This is a genomic window from Erythrobacter tepidarius, assembly GCF_002155695.1.
GTDB lineage: Bacteria > Pseudomonadota > Alphaproteobacteria > Sphingomonadales > Sphingomonadaceae > Erythrobacter > Erythrobacter tepidarius.
The window spans coordinates 237,400-255,194 of the sequence record NZ_MUYJ01000003.1; the positions used below are offsets into that span (position 1 = coordinate 237,400).

A 17,795-nucleotide genomic window follows, 5' to 3' on the forward strand; every position below is an offset into this window, starting at 1 on the left:
CGCGCGGGGAGGAAGCAAGGCCCCGACAAGCGGGGCCTTGCCTGATGTTAGTCGACCACCTGCACCAGATGGGGGATCTTGGCGATCGCGCCGCGCACCTCGGGGGTGTCCTGACGCTCGACCACCTTGTGCATCTTGTTGAGGCCCAGACCGATGAGGATCTGGCGCTGGATGGCGGGGCGACGGATGGGCGAACCCACTTGCTTGATCTTGATGGTAGCCATCTGGAATTACTCCACAATCGCAGCAGCTTCGGCCTCGGCCTCGGCTGCACTCACCCCGCCCCGACCCAGCAGGTCGGCAACCTTCTTGCCGCGACGCTGGGCAACCGACTTCGGCGAAGTCTGCTCGGACAGCGCGGCGAAGGTGGCGCGGATCATGTTGTAGGGATTCGAGGTGCCGACCGACTTGGTCACCACGTCGGCAACGCCGAGGCTCTCGAACACGGCGCGCATCGGACCGCCGGCAATGATACCGGTCCCCGGAGGCGCCGAACGGACGGTCACCTTGCCGGCGCCGAAACGTCCGTTGCCGTCGTGGTGCAGCGTGCGGCCTTCCTTGAGCGGCACGCGGATCATCTTCTTGCGGGCCGCAGCGGTCGCCTTGGTGATGGCTTCGGGCACCTCACGGGCCTTGCCGTGGCCAAAACCAACCCGGCCCTGACCGTCACCGACCACGACCAGCGCAGCAAAGCCGAAGCGCTTGCCGCCTTTCACGGTCTTCGAGACGCGGTTGATGTGCACCAGCTTCTCGATGATGCCGTCGTCTTCTTCCTGCTTGCCGCGCCGATCGTCGCGGTTGCCGCGGCCACGACCGCGGCCCTCGCCGCCATCGCGGTTGCCGCCACGCCCACGACCGCGACGGCCCTGGGTCTCGCCCGCTTCGCCGGCGATGTCGCCCGCCACGTCGGCGGCTTCAATGGTGTTTTCATCAGCCATGATCAGAACTCCAGCCCGCCTTCACGGGCGGCATCGGCCAGCGCCTTGACGCGGCCATGGAACAAGAATCCGCCGCGATCGAACACGACACTGGTCACGCCCGCCTTCTTGGCAGCCTCGGCAATCTGCTTGCCGACCTCGGCCGCAGCCGCGACGTTGGCGCCGCTCCCCGTGGTGCTCAGCGACGAGGCGGCGGCAAGCGTCTTGCCGGCAGCATCGTCGATGATCTGCGCATAGATGTGGCGACCAGTCCGGTGCACGGAAAGACGCGGCTTGCCACCGGCCCGCGCACGCAGCGCGGAGCGGACCCGGCGACGGCGACGTTCGAAAAGGGAAAGCTTTGCCATCTTACTTCTTCTTCCCTTCCTTGCGGAAGATGTACTCGCCGCGATAGGCAATGCCCTTGCCCTTGTACGGCTCGGGCTTGCGCCAGCGGCGGATTTCGGCAGCAAACTGGCCCACGGCCTGCTTGTCGATGCCCGAGATTTCGATCGTGGTCTGATCCGGGGTCTTCACTTCGAGACCTTCGGGCACCGGAAGATCGACATCGTGGCTGTAGCCGAGCTGCAACTTGAGGTTGCGGCCCTGCGCGCTGGCACGATAGCCGACCCCCTTGATGTCGAGGATCTTGGTGAAGCCGACGGTGACGCCTTCGACCAGATTCGATACAAGCGTGCGCTGCATGCCCCAGAAGGCACGCGCCTGCTTGCTGTCATTGGCCGGCTTGACCACGATCTCGCCCGCTTCGACTTTGTAGTCGATGAGATCGGACAGACCCATGGTGAGGGTGCCCTTGGGGCCCTTCACGCTCAGCGTGCTGTTTTCGATGGTGGCCGTCACCCCGTCAGGGATCGCCACCGGCTTCTTGCCGATGCGGCTCATCAGAACACCTCCGCCAGCACTTCGCCACCGACGTTATGGGCGCGCGCCTCGGCATCCGAGAGCACGCCCTTGGGCGTCGAGACGATGGTGATGCCAAGGCCGTTGCGGACGCTCGGAAGCTCCTTCGAGCCCGAATAGATCCGGCGGCCGGGCTTCGAGACGCGGGCCACGTGCTTGATCGCGGGCTCGCCTTCGAAATACTTAAGCTCAATCCGCAGCGCCGGGTGCTTGCCCGAATTATCCTCGGAGTAGCCACGGATGTAGCCCTCACGCCGGAGCACTTCGAGAACATTGGCGCGCAGCTTGCTGGCAGGGGTGAGGACCGAGTCCTTCTTCGCCTGCTGGCCGTTGCGGATGCGGGTGAGCATGTCACCCAGGGGATCGGTCATAGCCATGTACTTGGTCCTCACCAGCTCGACTTGGTCAGGCCCGGAATGAGGCCCTTGTTGCCGAGTTCGCGCAGTTCGATACGGTTGATGCCGAACTTGCGGTAATAGCCGCGGGGGCGGCCGGTGGTGGCGCAGCGGTTGCGCACCCGCGTCGGGTTCGCATTGCGCGGGATTTCCGCCATCTTGAGCCGAGCGAGCAGACGCTCGGTCTCGTCAAGCGAGGTGTCGTTTGCGATCGCCTTCAGCTTCTCGTACTTCGCGGCATAGCGCTTGACGAGCTTCTTGCGGCGTTCGTTCTTGTTGATCGAACTCAGTTTCGCCATGGACTTAAGCTCTCTTCTTTCGTGTCTCTACGAGAAAGCGGCTCACGCCGCCTCCTTCTGTTCGCCCTTGGCTTCACCCTGAAAGGGGAAACCGAACAGACGCAGCAGCTCGCGCGCCTCTTCGTCGGTCTTGGCGGTGGTGGTGACGATAATGTCCATCCCGCGCACCTTCTCGATCTTGTCGTAGCTGATCTCGGGGAAGACGATCTGCTCCTTGAGCCCCATCGCATAGTTGCCACGGCCGTCGAACGACCTGGCGTTCAGCCCACGGAAGTCACGGATGCGCGGCATGGCTACGGTCACCAGACGATCGAGAAATTCGTACATCCGGTCACGGCGCAGCGTCACCTTGCAGCCAATCGGCATGCCCTCACGCAGCTTGAACTGCGCGATCGACTTCTTGGCGAGCGTAATCACCGGCTTCTGGCCGGCGATCAGCGCCATTTCCTCGGCAGCGGTCTGAACCTTCTTCTTGTCCTGGCTCGCTTCGCCCACGCCCATGTTGAGCGTGATCTTCTCGATCTTGGGGACCTCGAGCCGGTTCTTGTAACCGAACTTCGCGATCATCGCCTTGACGATCTCGGCGTCGTACTTCGCCTTCATCCGCGGCGTGTAGGTTTTCTCACCCATTGATGGTCTCCCCGCTCTTCACGGCAACGCGCACCTTCTTGCCATCGCGCACCTCGAAACGGACGCGGGTGGGCTTGCCCGTCTTGGGATCAGCCACAGCAACCTTCGAGATGTGCATCGGGGCCGGGAACCGGTCGATGCCACCCTGCGGGTTCTGCTGGCTGGGCTTGCGGTGACGGGCGACGATGTTGACGCCCTCGACAACAACCTTGCCCTCTTTCGGGAGAACCTGGGTAACCGTACCGGTGCGGCCCTTGTCCTTGCCCGAAAGCACGACGACGCTGTCACCCTTCTTGATCTTGGCGGCTGCCATCACAGCACCTCCGGAGCGAGCGAAATGATCTTCATGAAGCCGCGCGACCGCAGCTCGCGCACCACCGGGCCGAAGATACGGGTGCCGATCGGCTCCTCGTTCTTGTTGACCAGCACGGCAGCGTTGCTGTCGAAGCGGATGACGGTACCATCCGGACGGCGCACGTCCTTGCGGGTGCGCACGATCACCGCGCGGTGAACGTCGCCCTTCTTTACCTTCGCGCGCGGCTGCGCCTCCTTGACGGAGACGACGATCACGTCGCCGACGCCCGCGGTCCGGCGCTTCGAGCCGCCCAGCACCTTGATGCACTGGACGCGCTTGGCGCCGCTGTTGTCCGCGACGTCGAGATTGGATTGCATCTGGATCATTGATCCGTTTTCCTTCTCAGTGGCTTACCGGGACGCCCGATCCGACCGGGGCCCGGCAGTTCCGTTTACGCCAATTCAGTTGCCCGCTTCCGCGACATCGAGATCAGCCTCGATCGCCTGGGGGCCGCCCGCGACGACCCGATCCTTGACGATCCAGGTCTTGGTTTTCGAAATCGGACGGGTCTCTTCGATCCGCACGACATCGCCCACGGTGTATTCGTTGTTCTCGTCGTGCGCGTGATACTTCTTCGAACGACGGATGATCTTCCCGTAAAGCGGATGCTTCACCTTGCGTTCGACCTTCACGGTGACGGTCTTGTCGGTCTTGTCGGAGGTCACAGTCCCGACGAGAATGCGCTTGGGCATTGTGCTTACTCCTTACGCCTTGGCGGCGGCGGCCTTGGCCGCACGCTCGTTTTGGAGCGTCTTGATCTGCGCGATGGTCCGGCGCACCTCACGGATGCGCGAGGGAGCCTCGAGCTGGTTGGTCGCAGCCTGGAACCGGAGATTGAACTGCTCGCGCTTGAGCTCGATGAGCTCGGCGTTCAGCTGATCATCGGTCTTGGTGCGAAGGTCCGCGATATCGGCCATTATTCGCCTCCCAGGTGGCTGGTGTCGCCAAGGCGGGCGACGACCTTGGTCTTGATCGGCAGCTTCATCGCTGCGCGCTCGAAAGCTTCGGCGGCCAGCGGGCCGGCGACGCCGTCGAGTTCGAACAGGATGCGGCCCGGCTTCACCTTGGCCGCCCAGTATTCGACCGAACCCTTGCCCTTGCCCTGACGGACTTCGGCAGGCTTCTTCGACACCGGCACATCGGGGAACACGCGGATCCACAGCCGGCCCTGACGCTTGATGTGACGGGTGATCGCACGACGCGCCGCTTCGATCTGACGGGCGGTGACACGCTCCGGCTCAAGCGCCTTGAGCCCATAGGAGCCGAAGTTGAGGGTGGTGCCACCCTTGGCTTCGCCCTTGATCCGGCCCTTGAACTGCTTGCGAAACTTGGTTTTCTTCGGTTGCAACATTGTCTGTTACCTCTAGCGGGCCGGACGGACGCCGGAAGTCTGGGCTTCCATCATCAGGCGGTCCTGCGCGGTCGGATCGTGCGCGAGGATCTCGCCCTTGAAGATCCACACCTTGATGCCGATGATGCCGTAAGCGGTGAGCGCCTCGGCTTCAGCATAGTCGATGTTAGCACGCAGGGTGTGGAGCGGAACGCGGCCTTCGCGATACCATTCGACGCGGGCGATCTCCGCCCCGCCGAGACGGCCGCCGCACACAATCTTGATGCCCTCCGCGCCCAGGCGAAGCGCGGACTGCACCGCACGCTTCATCGCCCGGCGGAACGCCACGCGGCGCACCAGCTGGTCGGCAATGCCCTGCGCCACGAGCTTGGCATCGATCTCCGGCTTGCGGATCTCGACGATGTTCAGCTTGACCTCGCTCGCGGTCATCGTGGCGAGCTTCGCGCGCAGCTTCTCGATGTCTGCACCCTTCTTACCGATGATGACACCGGGGCGCGCAGCGAAGATCGAAACGCGGCAAAGCTTGGCCGGACGCTCGATCACGACCTTGGAAATCGCCGCCTGCGGCAGGTTTTCCATGATGTACTTGCGGATCGCGAGATCTTCCTTGAGCAGGCCCGCATAGTCACGTCCTTCGGCGTACCAGCGGCTGTCCCAGGTGCGGTTGATCTGCAAGCGCAGACCGATCGGATTGCTCTTCTGACCCATCTCAGGCCTCCTCTGCTTCGCGAACCACGATCCGCAGACGCGAGAACGGCTTCAAAATCCGGGTCGACTTACCGCGGCCACGGGTGTGGAAGCGCTTCATCGTCACCGACTTGCCCACGCTCGCTTCGGCGACGATCAGCGCGTCGACATCGAGGTTGTGGTTGTTTTCCGCATTGGCGATCGCCGAGGCGAGCACCTTGCTCGCATCGCGCGCCATCGCCCGCTTCGAAAAGGCGAGGATGTTCATCGCCTCTTCAGCCTTCTTGCCGCGGATCAGGGCGGCCACGAGGTTGAGCTTCTGCGCCGAACCACGGATGGTGGTGCCGACGGCCAGCGCCTCGTTATCGCCCACGCGGCGGGGTGCCTTTGCCTTACCCATTAGCGCTTGCCCTTCTTGTCGGCGGCGTGACCGGGGAAGGTGCGCGTGGGCGCAAATTCACCGAGCTTGTGGCCGACCATTTCTTCCGAAACCGAAACGGGAATGAACTTGTGCCCGTTGTACACGTTGAAGGTGAGCCCGACGAACTGCGGCAGGATCGTCGAACGCCGCGACCAGGTCTTGATCGGCTTGGTGTTCATGGTTTCCTGCGCGCTTTCAGCCTTCTTGAGCAGGCTCAGCTCGACAAACGGACCTTTCCAGACGGAACGTGCCATTGTCTCTTACCTCTTCTTCTTCGCGTGACGCGAACGGATGATCATCTTGTCCGTCTGCTTGTTGTGGCGCGTGCGGGCCCCCTTGGTCGGCTTGCCCCACGGGGTCACCGGATGACGACCGCCCGAGGTGCGCCCTTCACCACCACCGTGCGGGTGATCGACCGGGTTCTTCGCCACGCCACGGGTCAGCGGACGCCTGCCCATCCAGCGCGAGCGGCCGGCCTTGGCAAAGTTCTGGTTGGCGTTGTCGGGGTTCGATACCGCCCCCACCGTGCCCATGCAGTCGGCGCGCAGGTAACGCTGCTCGCCCGAGTTGAGCCGGACGATGACCATCGCGCGGTCACGGCCAACGACCTGCACATAGGCGCCAGCCGAACGGGCGATCTGGCCACCCTTGCCCGGCTTCATCTCGACATTATGGCAGATCGTGCCAACGGGCATCTGACCCAGCAGCATCGCATTGCCCGGCTTGGTGTCGGTCTTCTCGCCCGCCACCACCGTGTCGCCGACCGCCAGACGCTGCGGCGCGATGATGTAGGCCTGCTCGCCGTCTTCGTACCGCACCAGCGCGATGAACGCCGTGCGGTTCGGGTCGTACTCGATCCGCTCGACGGTGGCCGGCATGTCCCACTTGCGACGCTTGAAGTCGATAAAGCGATACTTCTGCTTGTGACCACCGGCAATGCCACGCGAGGTGACATGGCCCTTGTTGTTGCGGCCACCGGTCTTGCGCTTGCCTTCGGTAAGCGCCTTGACCGGCTTGCCCTTCCACAGGGCCGACTTGTCGACCAGAATCAGACCGCGGCGCGCGGGACTGGTCGGCTTGTAGTTCTTGAGTGCCATTGTTCGTGCCTCTGTCCCTTGGCCTCAGATTCCGCTGGTGATGTCGATCATTTCGCCCTCGGCGAGGGTGACGATCGCCTTCTTCACGTTGCTGCGCTGATAGGCCTTGCCCTTCCAGCGCTTGGTCTTGCCCTTCATCACTAGGGTGTTCACCGCGACGACCTTCTTGTCGTAGATCGCTTCGATGGCTTCCTTGATCTGGGGCTTGGTCGCATCCTTGGCCACCTTGAAGACGACCGCGTTCTGTTCGGACGCGAGGGTCGATTTCTCGGTGATGTGGGGGGCGAGGATCACGTCGTAATGACGCGCATCGACGGTCTGCTTCTTAGCCATTGAAGCGCGCCTCCAGCTTTTCGACCGCGGCCTTGGTGAGAACCAGCGTGTCATGGTTGAGGATATCGTAAACATTGGCGCCGATCGCCGGGAGCACGTTGACGCCCGGCAGGTTGCCAGCCGCCTTCTTGAAGCCCGCGTCGACCTGTTCGCCGTCGATCACCAGCACCTTGCCCGAAAGACCGGCCTTCACGAGGTGACCCTTGAGCGCCTTGGTCTTGGCTTCGGCCAGCGCGAGGCTGTCCACCACGATAAGGCCGTCCCTGGCCTTGCTCGATAGCGCCATCTTCAGGCCGAGCGCGCGGATCTTCTTGTTGAGCGACTGCCCGAAATCACGCTTGCGCGCACCATGAGCCTTGCCGCCGCCGATGAAGGTCGGAGCCGCACGGTCGCCGTGACGGGCCGATCCGCCACCCTTCTGGCGGCCAAACTTCTTGCCGGTGCGGGCCACGTCCGAACGCTCGCGCGTCGGGCGGGCGGTGCCGCGGCGGTTTTCGAGCTGCCAGGTCACGACGCGGTGCAGGATGTCGGCACGCGGCTCGAGGCCGAACACGTCATCCGACAGCTCGATCTCGCCTGCGGCGTTTCCGCCGTCGATTTTCTGAACCTTGATCTTCATGGCTCAGCCTTCCTTGTTTTCTTCGGTGGCCTCGGTGCCGGGCTCGGCACCTTCCGTCACGATGGCTTGTTCGGCGGCCGCCTCGACCACCGAGAGCGTCTCATCAGCGACCGGAGCGCCCTTCTCGAGCACCGCGCCAGGGAACGGCACGCCCTCAGGCAGCGGCAGCTTGACCGCGTCGCGCACGAGCAGCCAGCCGTTCTTCGAGCCCGGAACCGAACCCTTCACGAACAGCAGGCCGCGGGTCGCATCGGTGCGGACGATTTCGAGGTTCTGCTGGGTGCGCTGACGGTCGCCCATGTGGCCGGCCATCTTCTTTCCCTTGAACACCCGGCCCGGATCCTGACGGTTACCGGTCGAACCATGCGCACGGTGCGAGATCGACACGCCGTGGGTGGCGCGCATACCGCCAAAGCCCCAACGCTTCATCGCGCCCGCAAAGCCCTTGCCTTGGGTATGGCCGGTAATGTCGACCTTCTGGCCGGGCACGAAGTGATCGGCCGAGATGGTCGCACCGACGGGCACGAGCGCATCTTCGCTATCCACGCGAAATTCGGCGACCTGCTTCTTGAGGCCGACGCCAGCCTTGGCGAAGTGCTCGCGCTGCGGCTTGGCGACATTCTTTTGCTTGGCTTCACCCGCACCCAGCTGCAGCGCGAAATAGCCATCGCGTTCTGCGGTGCGGTGCGAAACCACCTGACAATCTTCCAGCGACAGAACGGTCACGGGCACGTGCCGTCCGTCCTCCTGGAAGAGGCGGGTCATCCCGACTTTCTTTGCGATCACGCCGGTGCGCATCGTCTTGTTACTCCTCATCAGAGGCACCCCACGGACCATCCGCAAGGTGCATGGCAGGCCGCGCCGCAAGTGCCGCAGCCCAGTTCAGCCCGAGTTTTCAAGCATCGCCCCGTCCGGGCTGAATGCTTCCGCTGGCCAGATGGCCGCAGGAAGCGAGACGGGGGACGCAGCCCGGAGCACGGCTCCGGCGGTATCCACCCTATCGTCAGGCGGAGCGTCAACCGCTCCCACGATAGAGGCCCTCACCCGTGAGGCGAGGGCATGTCGGCCAGCTTACGCCAGCTTGATCTCAACGTTCACGCCGGCCGCCAGATCGAGCTTCATCAGCGCATCGACGGTCTGAGCGTTGGGCTGCACGATGTCGAGCAGCCGCTTGTAGGTGCGCACCTCGAACTGCTCACGCGACTTCTTGTCGATGTGCGGCCCGCGGTTCACGGTGAACTTCTCGATCCGCGTCGGCAGAGGAATGGGGCCACGAATGAGCGCGCCGGTCCGACGGGCGGTGTCGGCGATCTCGCCCGTCGCCTGGTCGAGAACGCGATGATCGAACGCCTTGAGGCGAATGCGGATATTCTGAGCTTCCATGTCCTACTACCGATGCGAAAGAGCCAAGGAGCCACCGGTTGCCCGGCAATTCCCAAAAACAAAGACCGCCCCGCATGGCTCGGTTTCCCGTGAGCGGGCGGCCTTCTTCAAAACTCGTGTCAGACGAGCGCGAATCTCGTCTGCGGATGCGCGCCTATACGGGGCGCACCCTTTCAAGGCAAGGGGGATTGGCAAGGAAATTGCGTGACCATCCAACGCGTGCCCCTGCCACGCCCGAACGCCCTGCCCTTCGATGCCAAGAGGCCCGATCGCTCATGCAAGCGACCGGGCCTCCGAATCTGAGGTCACGCTCCCCGCGGGAGCCGAACCTTACTTGGTGATCTTGGACACGACGCCCGAACCCACGGTCCGGCCGCCCTCGCGGATCGCGAAGCGCAGACCTTCGTCCATGGCGATCGGCGCGATCAGCTTGACGCCGATCGAGACGTTGTCGCCCGGCATCACCATTTCGGTGCCTTCGGGAAGGATCACTTCGCCGGTCACGTCGGTGGTGCGGAAGTAGAACTGCGGGCGGTAGTTGGCGAAGAACGGGGTGTGACGGCCGCCTTCGTCCTTCGACAGCACATAGACCTCGGCTTCGAACTCGGTGTGCGGCTTGACCGAGCCGGGCTTGCACAGCACCTGACCACGCTCGACCTCATCGCGCGCAACGCCGCGGATCAGCGCGCCGATATTGTCACCCGCCTCGCCGCGATCGAGCAGCTTGCGGAACATTTCGACGCCGGTGACGGTGGTCTTGCGGGTGTCCCTGAGACCGACGATTTCGACTTCGTCGCCCACGTTCACCACGCCGGTCTCGACACGGCCGGTCACAACGGTGCCGCGACCCGAGATCGAGAACACGTCCTCGATCGGCATCAGGAAGTCCTTGTCGATCGGACGGTCGGGCTGCGGGATGTATTCGTCAACCGCCTTGATCAGGGCAATGATCGAATCCTTGCCGATGTGATCATCGCGGCCTTCGAGCGCGGCGAGCGCCGAACCCTTGATGATCGGAATATTGTCGCCGTCAAAGTCATACGAGCTGAGCAGCTCGCGCACTTCAAGCTCGACCAGCTCGAGGATTTCCTCGTCGTCGACCTGGTCGACCTTGTTCATGTACACCACCAGCGCCGGCACACCGACCTGACGGGCAAGCAGGATGTGCTCACGCGTCTGGGGCATCGGGCCGTCGGCGGCGTTCACGACGAGGATCGCACCGTCCATCTGCGCGGCACCGGTGATCATGTTCTTCACGTAGTCGGCGTGACCCGGGCAGTCGACGTGGGCGTAGTGGCGCTTTTCGCTTTCATATTCGACGTGCGCGGTCGAGATGGTGATGCCGCGCTCCCGTTCTTCGGGAGCCTTGTCGATGTTGGCGAAATCAACCGCTTCGCCACCGTAGGTTTCAGCCATCACCTTGGTGATCGCCGCCGTCAGCGTGGTCTTGCCGTGGTCGACGTGACCGATCGTGCCGATATTGCAGTGCGGCTTGTTCCGCTGGAATTTTTCCTTGGCCATTTCTCTGGTGTACCTTCTTGGATGAAAAGATGAGTTCGCGGGAGAATGTGGCGGCACCCGCAGAATCAGGCGCCGCCCCTAGACTGCCGAAGCAGCTTAGGCAAGTTTCTCCTTGACCTCGGCTGCGACGTTGGCCGGAACCTCGTCATAGTGCGAGAACTGCATGGTGTACTGCGCGCGCCCTTGCGTGAACGAGCGCAGTTCGTTGACGTAGCCGAACATGTTGGCGAGCGGGACAAACGCCTCGACCGCCTGGGCATTGCCGCGGGTATCGGTGCCCTGGATCTGACCGCGCCGGCTGTTGAGGTCGCCGATCACGTCACCCAGATATTCGTCCGGAGTGACAACTTCGACCTTCATGATCGGCTCGAGCAGCTTGATGCCGGCCTTTTGCGCGACTTCACGCATCGCCCCGCGCGCGGCAATTTCGAACGCGATCGCGCTCGAGTCGACATCATGATAGGCGCCGTCGATCAGCTTGATGGTGAAGTCGATGATCGGGAAGCCGACGAGGTGGCCGCTTTCGGCCTGTTCGCGGAAGCCCTTCTCGACCGCCGGGATGTATTCGCGCGGGATGTTCCCGCCCTTGATGTGGTCCTCGAAGATCACGCCCTGGCCGCGTTCACCTGGGGTGACGACAACCTTCACGCGGCCGAACTGGCCCGAGCCGCCCGACTGCTTCTTGTGGGTGTAATCGACCTCGACTTCACGCGCGAGGTATTCGCGGTAGGCCACCTGCGGCGCACCGACATTGGCCTCGACCTTGAATTCGCGACGCATGCGATCGACGATGATGTCAAGATGCAGTTCGCCCATCCCCTTGATAATCGTCTGGCCGCTCTCGTGATCAGTCGAAACGCGGAAGGACGGATCCTCCTGCGCGAGACGATTGAGCGCGATGCCCATCTTTTCCTGGTCGGCCTTGGTCTTGGGCTCGACCGACAACTCGATGACGGGCTCGGGAAATTCCATGCGCTCGAGAATGATCGGCTTGGAAGGGTCACACAGGGTGTCCCCGGTGGTGGTGTCCTTCATACCGGCCAACGCGACGATGTCACCCGCGAATGCCTCATCGATGTCTTCGCGGTTGTTCGAGTGCATCAGCAGCATGCGCCCGATCTTTTCCTTCTTGTCCTTCACCGAGTTCAGGACCTGGCCCTTGGTGAGCTTGCCCGAGTAGATGCGGGTGAAGGTCAGCGATCCGACGAACGGGTCGTTCATGATCTTGAACGCCAGCGCGGCGAACGGAGCATCATCGCTTGACGGACGCTCGTCTTCCTCGTCAGTGCCGGGCAGCACGCCCTTGATCGGCGGAATATCCAGCGGCGAAGGCATGTAGTCCACCACTGCGTCGAGCAGCGGCTGGACGCCTTTGTTCTTGAACGCCGAGCCGCAAGTGATCGGCACGAAAGCGCGCGCGATGGTGCCCTTGCGGATCAGGCGCTTGAGGGTCGCAACGTCCGGCTCCTTCCCTTCGAGATAGGCTTCCATGACCTCGTCGTCCTGTTCGACTGCGGTCTCGATCAGCTTCTCGCGATATTCCGCCGCCTTGTCGGCCAGATCATCGGGAATGGGGATAAATTCGTACTTCGCGCCCAGCGTCTCGTCCTTCCAGACGATGCCGCGGTTGTTCACGAGGTCGACCACACCCTGCAGCTGGTTCTCCGCACCGATCGGGAGATAGAGCACCAGCGGGGTCGCGCCGAGACGGTCGATGATCGACTGGACGCAGTAGTAAAAATCGGCGCCAGTGCGATCCAACTTATTGATGAAGCACATGCGGGGGACGCCGTACTTGTCGGCCTGGCGCCAGACGGTTTCCGACTGAGGTTCCACGCCGGCCACCCCGTCGAACACCGCTACCGCGCCGTCCAGGACGCGCAGGGAGCGTTCGACTTCGATGGTGAAGTCCACGTGGCCGGGGGTATCGATGATGTTGATGCGGTGCTTGGGCATCTTGGCGCGCAGCGCCTCGGGATCGCTCATCGGATCCATGGTCGGATCCTCGGCGGTCCAGAAGGTCGTGGTCGCGGCCGAGGTGATGGTGATCCCGCGTTCCTGCTCCTGCTCCATCCAGTCCATCGTCGCGGCGCCATCGTGCACCTCGCCGATCTTGTAGGACTTGCCGGTGTAGTAGAGAATACGCTCGGTCGTCGTGGTCTTGCCGGCATCGATGTGCGCCATGATGCCGATATTGCGATAGCGCTCCAGCGGATATTCGCGGGCCATATCAGGTTCCTTACGAGTGAGGGGGCCGCCGGTCTGCGGTCAGCGCCCCATATAGGGATGATTGTGACAGCCGAAAGACCAAGCCCCGCGGCTGCCCACAATCAACGGAGTTACCAGCGGTAATGCGAGAAGGCCCGGTTGGCGTCGGCCATGCGATGGGTGTCTTCGCGCTTCTTGACCGCGTTGCCGCGGTTGTTGGCCGCATCCATCAGCTCGGCCGACAGCCGCGCGGCCATCGTGGTTTCCGGACGACCGCGCGCAGCGCTGATCAGCCAGCGGATCGCCAGGGCCTGAGCGCGCTCGGGACGCACTTCCACCGGCACCTGGTAGGTCGCACCGCCCACGCGGCGGCTACGAACCTCGACCTGCGGCTTCACGTTGTTCAGCGCATCGTGGAACAGCTGGATCGGATCGGTCTTGGCCTTGCTCTCGACCGCGGCGAGCGCGCCATAGACGATCTTTTCGGCAACGGCCTTCTTCCCGTCGAGCATGAGGTTGTTCATGAACTTCGACAGAACCCGATCACCATACTGCGGATCGGGCAGGATTTCCCGCTTCTCGGGACGACGACGACGTGACATCTTCTTAATTCCTTCGGAATGCGGCGAACCCGTCCGGGTCTGCCTTGCGGCTCCGGCCCGCTCCCCCTCCCGGCCACCCAGATGCTACCTCGACGGGGTAGCTGGGAGGGGGAGCGGTCCGCAGCCGGGTCCGCGCCTGAACCTTACTTCGGACGCTTGGCGCCGTACTTCGAACGCGACTGCTTGCGGTCCTTCACGCCCTGCGTGTCGAGCACGCCGCGCAGCACGTGATAGCGCACGCCCGGAAGGTCGCGCACGCGCCCGCCGCGGATCAGCACGACCGAGTGCTCCTGGAGGTTGTGGCCTTCGCCCGGGATGTAGCTGATGACTTCGCGCTGGTTCGTGAGGCGGATCTTGGCCACCTTGCGCAGCGCCGAGTTCGGCTTCTTCGGGGTCGTCGTATAGACGCGGGTGCAGACACCGCGCTTCTGCGGGTTCTGCTCCATCGCAGGGACCTTGCTCTTGGCCTTCTGCGGCTTGCGGCCCTTGCGGACCAGCTGGTTGATCGTCGGCATTAAGTTCTCACTTCACCAGGTTGATGGTGAGCACGGGTGCCGGACGATGTGGGGAGAGAGAGGATTGAACCCGAGCCGTCACCCCAGCGAAAGCTGGGGCCTAGGGCCGCAAGCACAGCTAGCGGCAAAAGCGCTGGCCGAAACCAGCATGACGACGAGGCCGAAACGCTCCACCCACAAGGCGCGGCCCTTCGGCCACCGGGTTACTTTGACGGCTGCCTTCCCGAGGGAGACGCACCGCCAATGTTCAGCTCGCTCCGAGGCAGACCCCGGAAAGATGCGCGCCCATAGGCGGGTTTGGGGTGGGGGTCAAGGGTGAGCGTAGGAGCGACCCGAGGCATCCAACACCCGCGCGTGAGGCGGTGAACCGGCGCGCAGCGCCGCAAGGCCGACCGGCCGCCGCGCCTTATGGCGCGAAAGCCAAGCGGCCCGGACGGGCCGCGCCCGGCGCTTGAGGGGCCAAACAAACAGACTCGGGGAGCCACTACGTTTGCGATTGTGTCATTGAGTTATGCGTACCCCCGAGCAAGTGCTAATCAACGGCCCCTCAATCGACGCTGAAGTAGCTCTTGCCTGATATCCCGGCACGATCAAAAAACGCCTGATTTCGCGCCCGCGCATCGTCCAACAGCGCATCCCATCCAATCAGTTCTATCGAACCTTGGAAACCGTTTCGCGGTTGATAGAGCCGCCCCCGGCCATCCGCCGTGCGCTGCCAAGTGTATGTCCAATCGTCGAGCTTCCCGACTATATCAGCGACCACGAAGCAATGGAAAACCGTGTGGCTGTCCAACTTGATTGGCCGCCCCTTGACATCATTCAATCCCCCTGCCTGCAATTGCCGGACATAGCGTTCGACCTGCGTTTGGGGGTTTTCATTGTCTGCATAGTTTGTGCGGCCAGGGCGCTTGAACTCCACCAAAAGGACTTTGGATGGCTCCTCTGTCTGGCGCAGACCATGAACGTAATCGAATATCAAAACGTCGGGCCGGTCGTCGCTTTCGATTGCTTGCGACAATGCCGAAAATTCCACATCTGAGCTGAAATACTGTGCGAATGTAAGCCGCTCGTCGATGATCCATAGATCGTGGGATGCTGCCGATTCCACTTTCTTGGAGCCATCGGCAATCGTGCTCACCCGCAAAGGGCAGATGAAAGAATGGAGGATATCTTCCCGCTGATAGGAGCTGTCCCGCGTGTCGTCGCGAACCTTTTCCAGCAGAATTTCGATGAAATCGAGAACGACTTTTCGGCGCACAATGTATTCGGCAAGGCTGCGTTGCTCAGCATCCTCAATCGCTTTCCCGGCTTCAACAATGGCGGCGGCGAATGTCGCCGCGTCCGCCTCGCCACCCCTTAACCGGCTTAGGACAGACCTAATCTTTTCGGCTTGCCGTTGGTCCCGGCGGAACCGCTCACGCGCCAAGTGGCCGTATATCGCATCCTCTTTCAGCTCGCCGGACGGAATCTTGGCCTGAAGTTCATCGGTGTTGCCGAACGCCACTGAAGGGTAGCTTTCAGTGATTTGCTCGATTTTCTCGCGCTGCTCCCCGCCAAGTTTTTCCAGCGGGGCCTTCAGAAACTCTTCGATATGCGAGGTGCATACATCGTTGATGATGCGGTCCAGAACCACATCCTCAAACATGAAGGCGGTGCGTTCCTGATTCACATTTTTGTCCAGGAACTCGCCCGTCAGAATGGCATGGAACACCCTGTCCCCATCATCGCCGAAGTATTTCAGGCCAAGTTTGCCGTCGATGCTTTGAGATTGAACGGTGCGGTCATGGGCGATGAAGTGGACGAAATGATGCCCTTTCAGATCGGCGCTGGCTACCTTGTCGCATTCCATCAAAGTCAGGAGCAACAGGCCGTAATCTTCGGTTTCCAGCCGTATATCGGCCTGCTTACGATGAACGATGTTATCGATTTCGGCGGGATAATGCCGGGTCTCATCTCCGACATAGACCGAGATTTGCGGGCACTTTTTGCCGATGAAGGTTGGCAGGAAGTGCGACGTTAAATGCTGGAAAACAAAGCTATCTCTGCCGGGAAAATTGGAAAGGTATCCGTTGTCCCGCAAGCCGTCGAACCGGACAAAAAATGACGGGGATTCGGTAGCCGCTACGGCTTCGACCTTTTCGTTCTGAATCTGATCGTCCTGCTTCAGCACGAAATCGAAGGAGCGCCGCTCCATGCCGCTGTCCGTCTTGTATGTGCTGACAACGCTAACCTTCTGAAAACAATCCAGCCAAAGGAGCCTGCCAACCCCTTTGCCGCCAATTGAAATCTTGTTCCCCGTGTCCGTTTCGGTGAAGGCCTCCCAATTGGTTTCATCCAATCCAAGGCCGTTGTCTTCAACCGTGGCCCAAACATTATCCTTGTTCCGATTGGTGCTGACGGTGATGTGGATTCTGCCGTTCGTGCTGACGGTTTCCTGAAACCGGCCCTGCACGGAATGTATCGCGTTGCTAATTGCCTCAAACAGCGGTTGCATGGCCGCCGCCACGTTCTTGGGCTTGGGCAGGCGGTCAATGCGTTTTACCAGATTTGGCCGAAGTGAAGTCATGCCTGCACCGATCCCAAATCCTAATATTCGCTCTCGAAAACCTGATGTGAAACAACAGTAAGCTTTGCCCCGGGTCAAGCCCGGGTGACGAAAAAGGGGGGAACGGACGCTAGCGTAGTGGCTCCCCGAGTCTTTTGTTTGCGCCCTCAGGCGCCGGGCGCAGCGCCTCCGCGCTGCTTGGCTTTCGCGCCATAAGGCGCGGCGGCCGGTCGGCCTTGCGGCGCTGTGCGCCGGTTCACCGCCAAACGCGCCGTTGGTTCTTTTCCATTTTCCTACTCCCCCGCCCTCTGCCACCCCTCCCCTCATGCCAGCCGACGACTCCCCCGCCCCGCCCAAGCGCAACAAGCGCAAGATCGCGCGGCAGGCGACCTCCGAGGTCGCTTGGGCGTTCGAGCCGGCGGTCATCACCGACGGGGATCCGCTGCTCGACTTCGCGCCCTATCGCCACAAGCAGCCGCGCCGCAACGCGATCACGCCCGATCTTCAACGCGCTTTTGTCGCGCATCTGGCGCTCACCGGCATAGTCTCATCCGCCGCGCGGCATATCGGGCGCAGCCTCGAGGCGCTCTACAAGCTGCGCGCCAAGCCGGGGGCAGAGGGGTTTGCCGCCGCGTGGGACGAGGCGCTCGGCTGGGGGGTGCTCAGGCTCGAGGATTGCGCAATGGAGCGCGCGCTGGCGGAGGGGCTTTCCAACCCCCGCGCCAATTCGATGCTCGCCTTCGTGATCCGCCACCGTCACGCGCGCTACGTCGATGCGCGCTACGTCAAGCCCGGTCATTGGCTCTACGAACAAATCCGCGCCGAGGTGCTGGAGGAGCTGGGGATCGCGGAAGACGAGGAGGAGGAAAGCCACGACCTCCCCTGAACGCGCTGGATCGGGCCGTAGGCCCGCAAGCGCGACCGCGCGCCGCGCCTTATGGCGCAAAAGCCAAGTAGCGCGGACGCGCTGCGCCCGGCGCTTGAGGGCGCAACAAA

The 17,795-nt window shown here is 62.6% G+C and carries 26 protein-coding genes; 1 reads left to right on the top strand and 25 read right to left on the bottom strand.

The features are described 5' to 3' along the window. Positions 1–47: 47 nt before the first annotated feature. The 25 genes from rpmD to BZF61_RS04270 form a co-directional block, all read right to left on the bottom strand. The gene (gene rpmD / locus BZF61_RS04150) at positions 48–224 is read right to left on the bottom strand and encodes a 50S ribosomal protein L30 (protein WP_086617381.1); all 177 of its coding nucleotides are present in this window, start codon (positions 222–224) and stop codon (positions 48–50) included. A 6-nt stretch (positions 225–230) separates the two neighbouring features. Further along, positions 231–938, bottom strand: a complete 708-nt coding sequence (rpsE, locus tag BZF61_RS04155; protein WP_086617382.1) for a 30S ribosomal protein S5 — start codon at positions 936–938, stop codon at positions 231–233. A 2-nt stretch (positions 939–940) separates the two neighbouring features. Continuing rightward, positions 941–1,285 carry a 50S ribosomal protein L18 gene (rplR, locus tag BZF61_RS04160; protein ID WP_086617383.1) on the bottom strand — a complete coding sequence of 115 codons (345 nt, stop codon included), beginning with the start codon at positions 1,283–1,285 and terminating at the stop codon, positions 941–943. 1 nt (position 1,286) lies between these two features. Further along, positions 1,287–1,820 (bottom strand): 50S ribosomal protein L6, encoded by a 534-nt coding sequence (rplF, locus tag BZF61_RS04165; RefSeq protein ID WP_086617384.1) that lies wholly within the window; start codon positions 1,818–1,820, stop codon positions 1,287–1,289. Continuing rightward, entirely contained in the window at positions 1,820–2,215 is a 396-nt protein-coding gene (gene rpsH, locus BZF61_RS04170; protein ID WP_086617443.1) for a 30S ribosomal protein S8, read from the bottom strand. The genes rplF and rpsH overlap by 1 nt, the downstream gene beginning before the upstream one ends. 11 nt (positions 2,216–2,226) lie before the next feature. Then, on the bottom strand, positions 2,227–2,532 hold the full coding sequence (gene rpsN, locus BZF61_RS04175; protein WP_086617385.1) for a 30S ribosomal protein S14: 306 nt from the start codon (positions 2,530–2,532) through the stop codon (positions 2,227–2,229). A gap of 42 nt (positions 2,533–2,574) precedes the next feature. Continuing rightward, on the bottom strand, positions 2,575–3,162 hold the full coding sequence (gene rplE, locus BZF61_RS04180; RefSeq protein WP_086617386.1) for a 50S ribosomal protein L5: 588 nt from the start codon (positions 3,160–3,162) through the stop codon (positions 2,575–2,577). Continuing rightward, a complete protein-coding gene (gene rplX, locus BZF61_RS04185; protein ID WP_086617387.1) occupies positions 3,155–3,475 on the bottom strand; it encodes a 50S ribosomal protein L24 in 321 nt (106 codons plus the stop codon). The genes rplE and rplX overlap by 8 nt, the downstream gene beginning before the upstream one ends. Further along, entirely contained in the window at positions 3,475–3,843 is a 369-nt protein-coding gene (rplN, locus tag BZF61_RS04190; RefSeq protein ID WP_086617388.1) for a 50S ribosomal protein L14, read from the bottom strand. The genes rplX and rplN overlap by 1 nt, the downstream gene beginning before the upstream one ends. 75 nt (positions 3,844–3,918) lie before the next feature. Beyond that, positions 3,919–4,209 carry a 30S ribosomal protein S17 gene (gene rpsQ, locus BZF61_RS04195; protein ID WP_086617389.1) on the bottom strand — a complete coding sequence of 97 codons (291 nt, stop codon included), beginning with the start codon at positions 4,207–4,209 and terminating at the stop codon, positions 3,919–3,921. Positions 4,210–4,221: 12 nt separating this feature from the next. Continuing rightward, positions 4,222–4,434: a 50S ribosomal protein L29 gene (rpmC, locus tag BZF61_RS04200; protein ID WP_086617390.1), complete on the bottom strand. Its 213-nt coding sequence runs from the start codon at positions 4,432–4,434 to the stop codon at positions 4,222–4,224. Further along, positions 4,434–4,868 carry a 50S ribosomal protein L16 gene (rplP, locus tag BZF61_RS04205; RefSeq protein WP_086609101.1) on the bottom strand — a complete coding sequence of 145 codons (435 nt, stop codon included), beginning with the start codon at positions 4,866–4,868 and terminating at the stop codon, positions 4,434–4,436. The genes rpmC and rplP overlap by 1 nt, the downstream gene beginning before the upstream one ends. Before the next feature lie 12 nt (positions 4,869–4,880). Then, positions 4,881–5,576 (bottom strand): 30S ribosomal protein S3, encoded by a 696-nt coding sequence (gene rpsC, locus BZF61_RS04210; protein ID WP_086617391.1) that lies wholly within the window; start codon positions 5,574–5,576, stop codon positions 4,881–4,883. A gap of 1 nt (position 5,577) precedes the next feature. Continuing rightward, positions 5,578–5,955, bottom strand: coding sequence for a 50S ribosomal protein L22 (gene rplV, locus BZF61_RS04215; RefSeq protein WP_069310550.1), 378 nt, complete (start codon positions 5,953–5,955; stop codon positions 5,578–5,580). Then, entirely contained in the window at positions 5,955–6,230 is a 276-nt protein-coding gene (gene rpsS / locus BZF61_RS04220; RefSeq protein WP_086617392.1) for a 30S ribosomal protein S19, read from the bottom strand. The genes rplV and rpsS overlap by 1 nt, the downstream gene beginning before the upstream one ends. Before the next feature lie 6 nt (positions 6,231–6,236). Further along, the gene (gene rplB, locus BZF61_RS04225; RefSeq protein WP_086617393.1) at positions 6,237–7,073 is read right to left on the bottom strand and encodes a 50S ribosomal protein L2; all 837 of its coding nucleotides are present in this window, start codon (positions 7,071–7,073) and stop codon (positions 6,237–6,239) included. A 24-nt stretch (positions 7,074–7,097) separates the two neighbouring features. Then, positions 7,098–7,406 carry a 50S ribosomal protein L23 gene (locus BZF61_RS04230; protein WP_086617394.1) on the bottom strand — a complete coding sequence of 103 codons (309 nt, stop codon included), beginning with the start codon at positions 7,404–7,406 and terminating at the stop codon, positions 7,098–7,100. Then, positions 7,399–8,025, bottom strand: a complete 627-nt coding sequence (gene rplD, locus BZF61_RS04235) for a 50S ribosomal protein L4 (protein WP_086617395.1) — start codon at positions 8,023–8,025, stop codon at positions 7,399–7,401. Before rplD ends, BZF61_RS04230 begins: the two co-directional genes overlap by 8 nt. Positions 8,026–8,028: 3 nt before the next feature. Continuing rightward, positions 8,029–8,823: a 50S ribosomal protein L3 gene (rplC, locus tag BZF61_RS04240; RefSeq protein WP_086617444.1), complete on the bottom strand. Its 795-nt coding sequence runs from the start codon at positions 8,821–8,823 to the stop codon at positions 8,029–8,031. 273 nt (positions 8,824–9,096) lie between these two features. Further along, on the bottom strand, positions 9,097–9,408 hold the full coding sequence (rpsJ, locus tag BZF61_RS04245; protein ID WP_034905023.1) for a 30S ribosomal protein S10: 312 nt from the start codon (positions 9,406–9,408) through the stop codon (positions 9,097–9,099). Between the two features lie 330 nt (positions 9,409–9,738). Next, the gene (gene tuf, locus BZF61_RS04250; RefSeq protein WP_086617396.1) at positions 9,739–10,929 is read right to left on the bottom strand and encodes an elongation factor Tu; all 1,191 of its coding nucleotides are present in this window, start codon (positions 10,927–10,929) and stop codon (positions 9,739–9,741) included. Positions 10,930–11,025: 96 nt separating this feature from the next. Further along, positions 11,026–13,158, bottom strand: a complete 2,133-nt coding sequence (gene fusA / locus BZF61_RS04255) for an elongation factor G (protein WP_086617397.1) — start codon at positions 13,156–13,158, stop codon at positions 11,026–11,028. A 110-nt stretch (positions 13,159–13,268) separates the two neighbouring features. Continuing rightward, positions 13,269–13,739 (bottom strand): 30S ribosomal protein S7, encoded by a 471-nt coding sequence (rpsG, locus tag BZF61_RS04260; protein WP_086617398.1) that lies wholly within the window; start codon positions 13,737–13,739, stop codon positions 13,269–13,271. Between the two features lie 143 nt (positions 13,740–13,882). Then, on the bottom strand, positions 13,883–14,254 hold the full coding sequence (rpsL, locus tag BZF61_RS04265) for a 30S ribosomal protein S12 (RefSeq protein WP_086617399.1): 372 nt from the start codon (positions 14,252–14,254) through the stop codon (positions 13,883–13,885). Positions 14,255–14,801: 547 nt separating this feature from the next. Continuing rightward, entirely contained in the window at positions 14,802–16,820 is a 2,019-nt protein-coding gene (locus tag BZF61_RS04270; RefSeq protein ID WP_211276711.1) for an ATP-binding protein, read from the bottom strand. A 304-nt stretch (positions 16,821–17,124) separates the two neighbouring features. On the opposite strand from BZF61_RS04270, the gene BZF61_RS04275 reads away from it, so the two are divergent. Then, positions 17,125–17,685 (top strand): hypothetical protein, encoded by a 561-nt coding sequence (locus BZF61_RS04275; protein ID WP_086617400.1) that lies wholly within the window; start codon positions 17,125–17,127, stop codon positions 17,683–17,685. Positions 17,686–17,795 lie beyond the last annotated feature (110 nt).

Excerpts from the sequence above, each read along its gene's own strand:
- rpsC (WP_086617391.1), bottom strand. The coding sequence starts at position 5,576 with ATGGGTCAGAAGAGCAATCCGATCGGTCTGCGCTTGCAGATCAACCGC.
- rpsN (WP_086617385.1), bottom strand. The coding sequence starts at position 2,532 with ATGGCGAAACTGAGTTCGATCAACAAGAACGAACGCCGCAAGAAGCTC.
- rpsS (WP_086617392.1), bottom strand. The coding sequence starts at position 6,230 with ATGGCACGTTCCGTCTGGAAAGGTCCGTTTGTCGAGCTGAGCCTGCTC.
- fusA (WP_086617397.1), bottom strand. The coding sequence starts at position 13,158 with ATGGCCCGCGAATATCCGCTGGAGCGCTATCGCAATATCGGCATCATG.
- rpsL (WP_086617399.1), bottom strand. The coding sequence starts at position 14,254 with ATGCCGACGATCAACCAGCTGGTCCGCAAGGGCCGCAAGCCGCAGAAG.
- rplP (WP_086609101.1), bottom strand. The coding sequence starts at position 4,868 with ATGTTGCAACCGAAGAAAACCAAGTTTCGCAAGCAGTTCAAGGGCCGG.
- rplF (WP_086617384.1), bottom strand. The coding sequence starts at position 1,820 with ATGAGCCGCATCGGCAAGAAGCCGGTGGCGATCCCTGACGGGGTGACG.
- rpmD (WP_086617381.1), bottom strand. The coding sequence starts at position 224 with ATGGCTACCATCAAGATCAAGCAAGTGGGTTCGCCCATCCGTCGCCCC.
- BZF61_RS04270 (WP_211276711.1), bottom strand. The coding sequence starts at position 16,820 with ATGACTTCACTTCGGCCAAATCTGGTAAAACGCATTGACCGCCTGCCC.
- rplX (WP_086617387.1), bottom strand. The coding sequence starts at position 3,475 with ATGGCAGCCGCCAAGATCAAGAAGGGTGACAGCGTCGTCGTGCTTTCG.
- rpsJ (WP_034905023.1), bottom strand. The coding sequence starts at position 9,408 with ATGGAAGCTCAGAATATCCGCATTCGCCTCAAGGCGTTCGATCATCGC.
- rpsQ (WP_086617389.1), bottom strand. The coding sequence starts at position 4,209 with ATGCCCAAGCGCATTCTCGTCGGGACTGTGACCTCCGACAAGACCGAC.
- rplD (WP_086617395.1), bottom strand. The coding sequence starts at position 8,025 with ATGAAGATCAAGGTTCAGAAAATCGACGGCGGAAACGCCGCAGGCGAG.
- rplV (WP_069310550.1), bottom strand. The coding sequence starts at position 5,955 with ATGGGTAAGGCAAAGGCACCCCGCCGCGTGGGCGATAACGAGGCGCTG.
- rpsE (WP_086617382.1), bottom strand. The coding sequence starts at position 938 with ATGGCTGATGAAAACACCATTGAAGCCGCCGACGTGGCGGGCGACATC.
- rpsH (WP_086617443.1), bottom strand. The coding sequence starts at position 2,215 with ATGGCTATGACCGATCCCCTGGGTGACATGCTCACCCGCATCCGCAAC.
- rplB (WP_086617393.1), bottom strand. The coding sequence starts at position 7,073 with ATGGCACTCAAGAACTACAAGCCGACCAGTCCCGCGCGCCGCGGTCTG.
- rpmC (WP_086617390.1), bottom strand. The coding sequence starts at position 4,434 with ATGGCCGATATCGCGGACCTTCGCACCAAGACCGATGATCAGCTGAAC.
- rpsG (WP_086617398.1), bottom strand. The coding sequence starts at position 13,739 with ATGTCACGTCGTCGTCGTCCCGAGAAGCGGGAAATCCTGCCCGATCCG.
- BZF61_RS04275 (WP_086617400.1), top strand. The coding sequence starts at position 17,125 with ATGCCAGCCGACGACTCCCCCGCCCCGCCCAAGCGCAACAAGCGCAAG.
- rplN (WP_086617388.1), bottom strand. The coding sequence starts at position 3,843 with ATGATCCAGATGCAATCCAATCTCGACGTCGCGGACAACAGCGGCGCC.
- tuf (WP_086617396.1), bottom strand. The coding sequence starts at position 10,929 with ATGGCCAAGGAAAAATTCCAGCGGAACAAGCCGCACTGCAATATCGGC.
- rplC (WP_086617444.1), bottom strand. The coding sequence starts at position 8,823 with ATGCGCACCGGCGTGATCGCAAAGAAAGTCGGGATGACCCGCCTCTTC.
- BZF61_RS04230 (WP_086617394.1), bottom strand. The coding sequence starts at position 7,406 with ATGGCTAAGAAGCAGACCGTCGATGCGCGTCATTACGACGTGATCCTC.
- rplE (WP_086617386.1), bottom strand. The coding sequence starts at position 3,162 with ATGGGTGAGAAAACCTACACGCCGCGGATGAAGGCGAAGTACGACGCC.
- rplR (WP_086617383.1), bottom strand. The coding sequence starts at position 1,285 with ATGGCAAAGCTTTCCCTTTTCGAACGTCGCCGTCGCCGGGTCCGCTCC.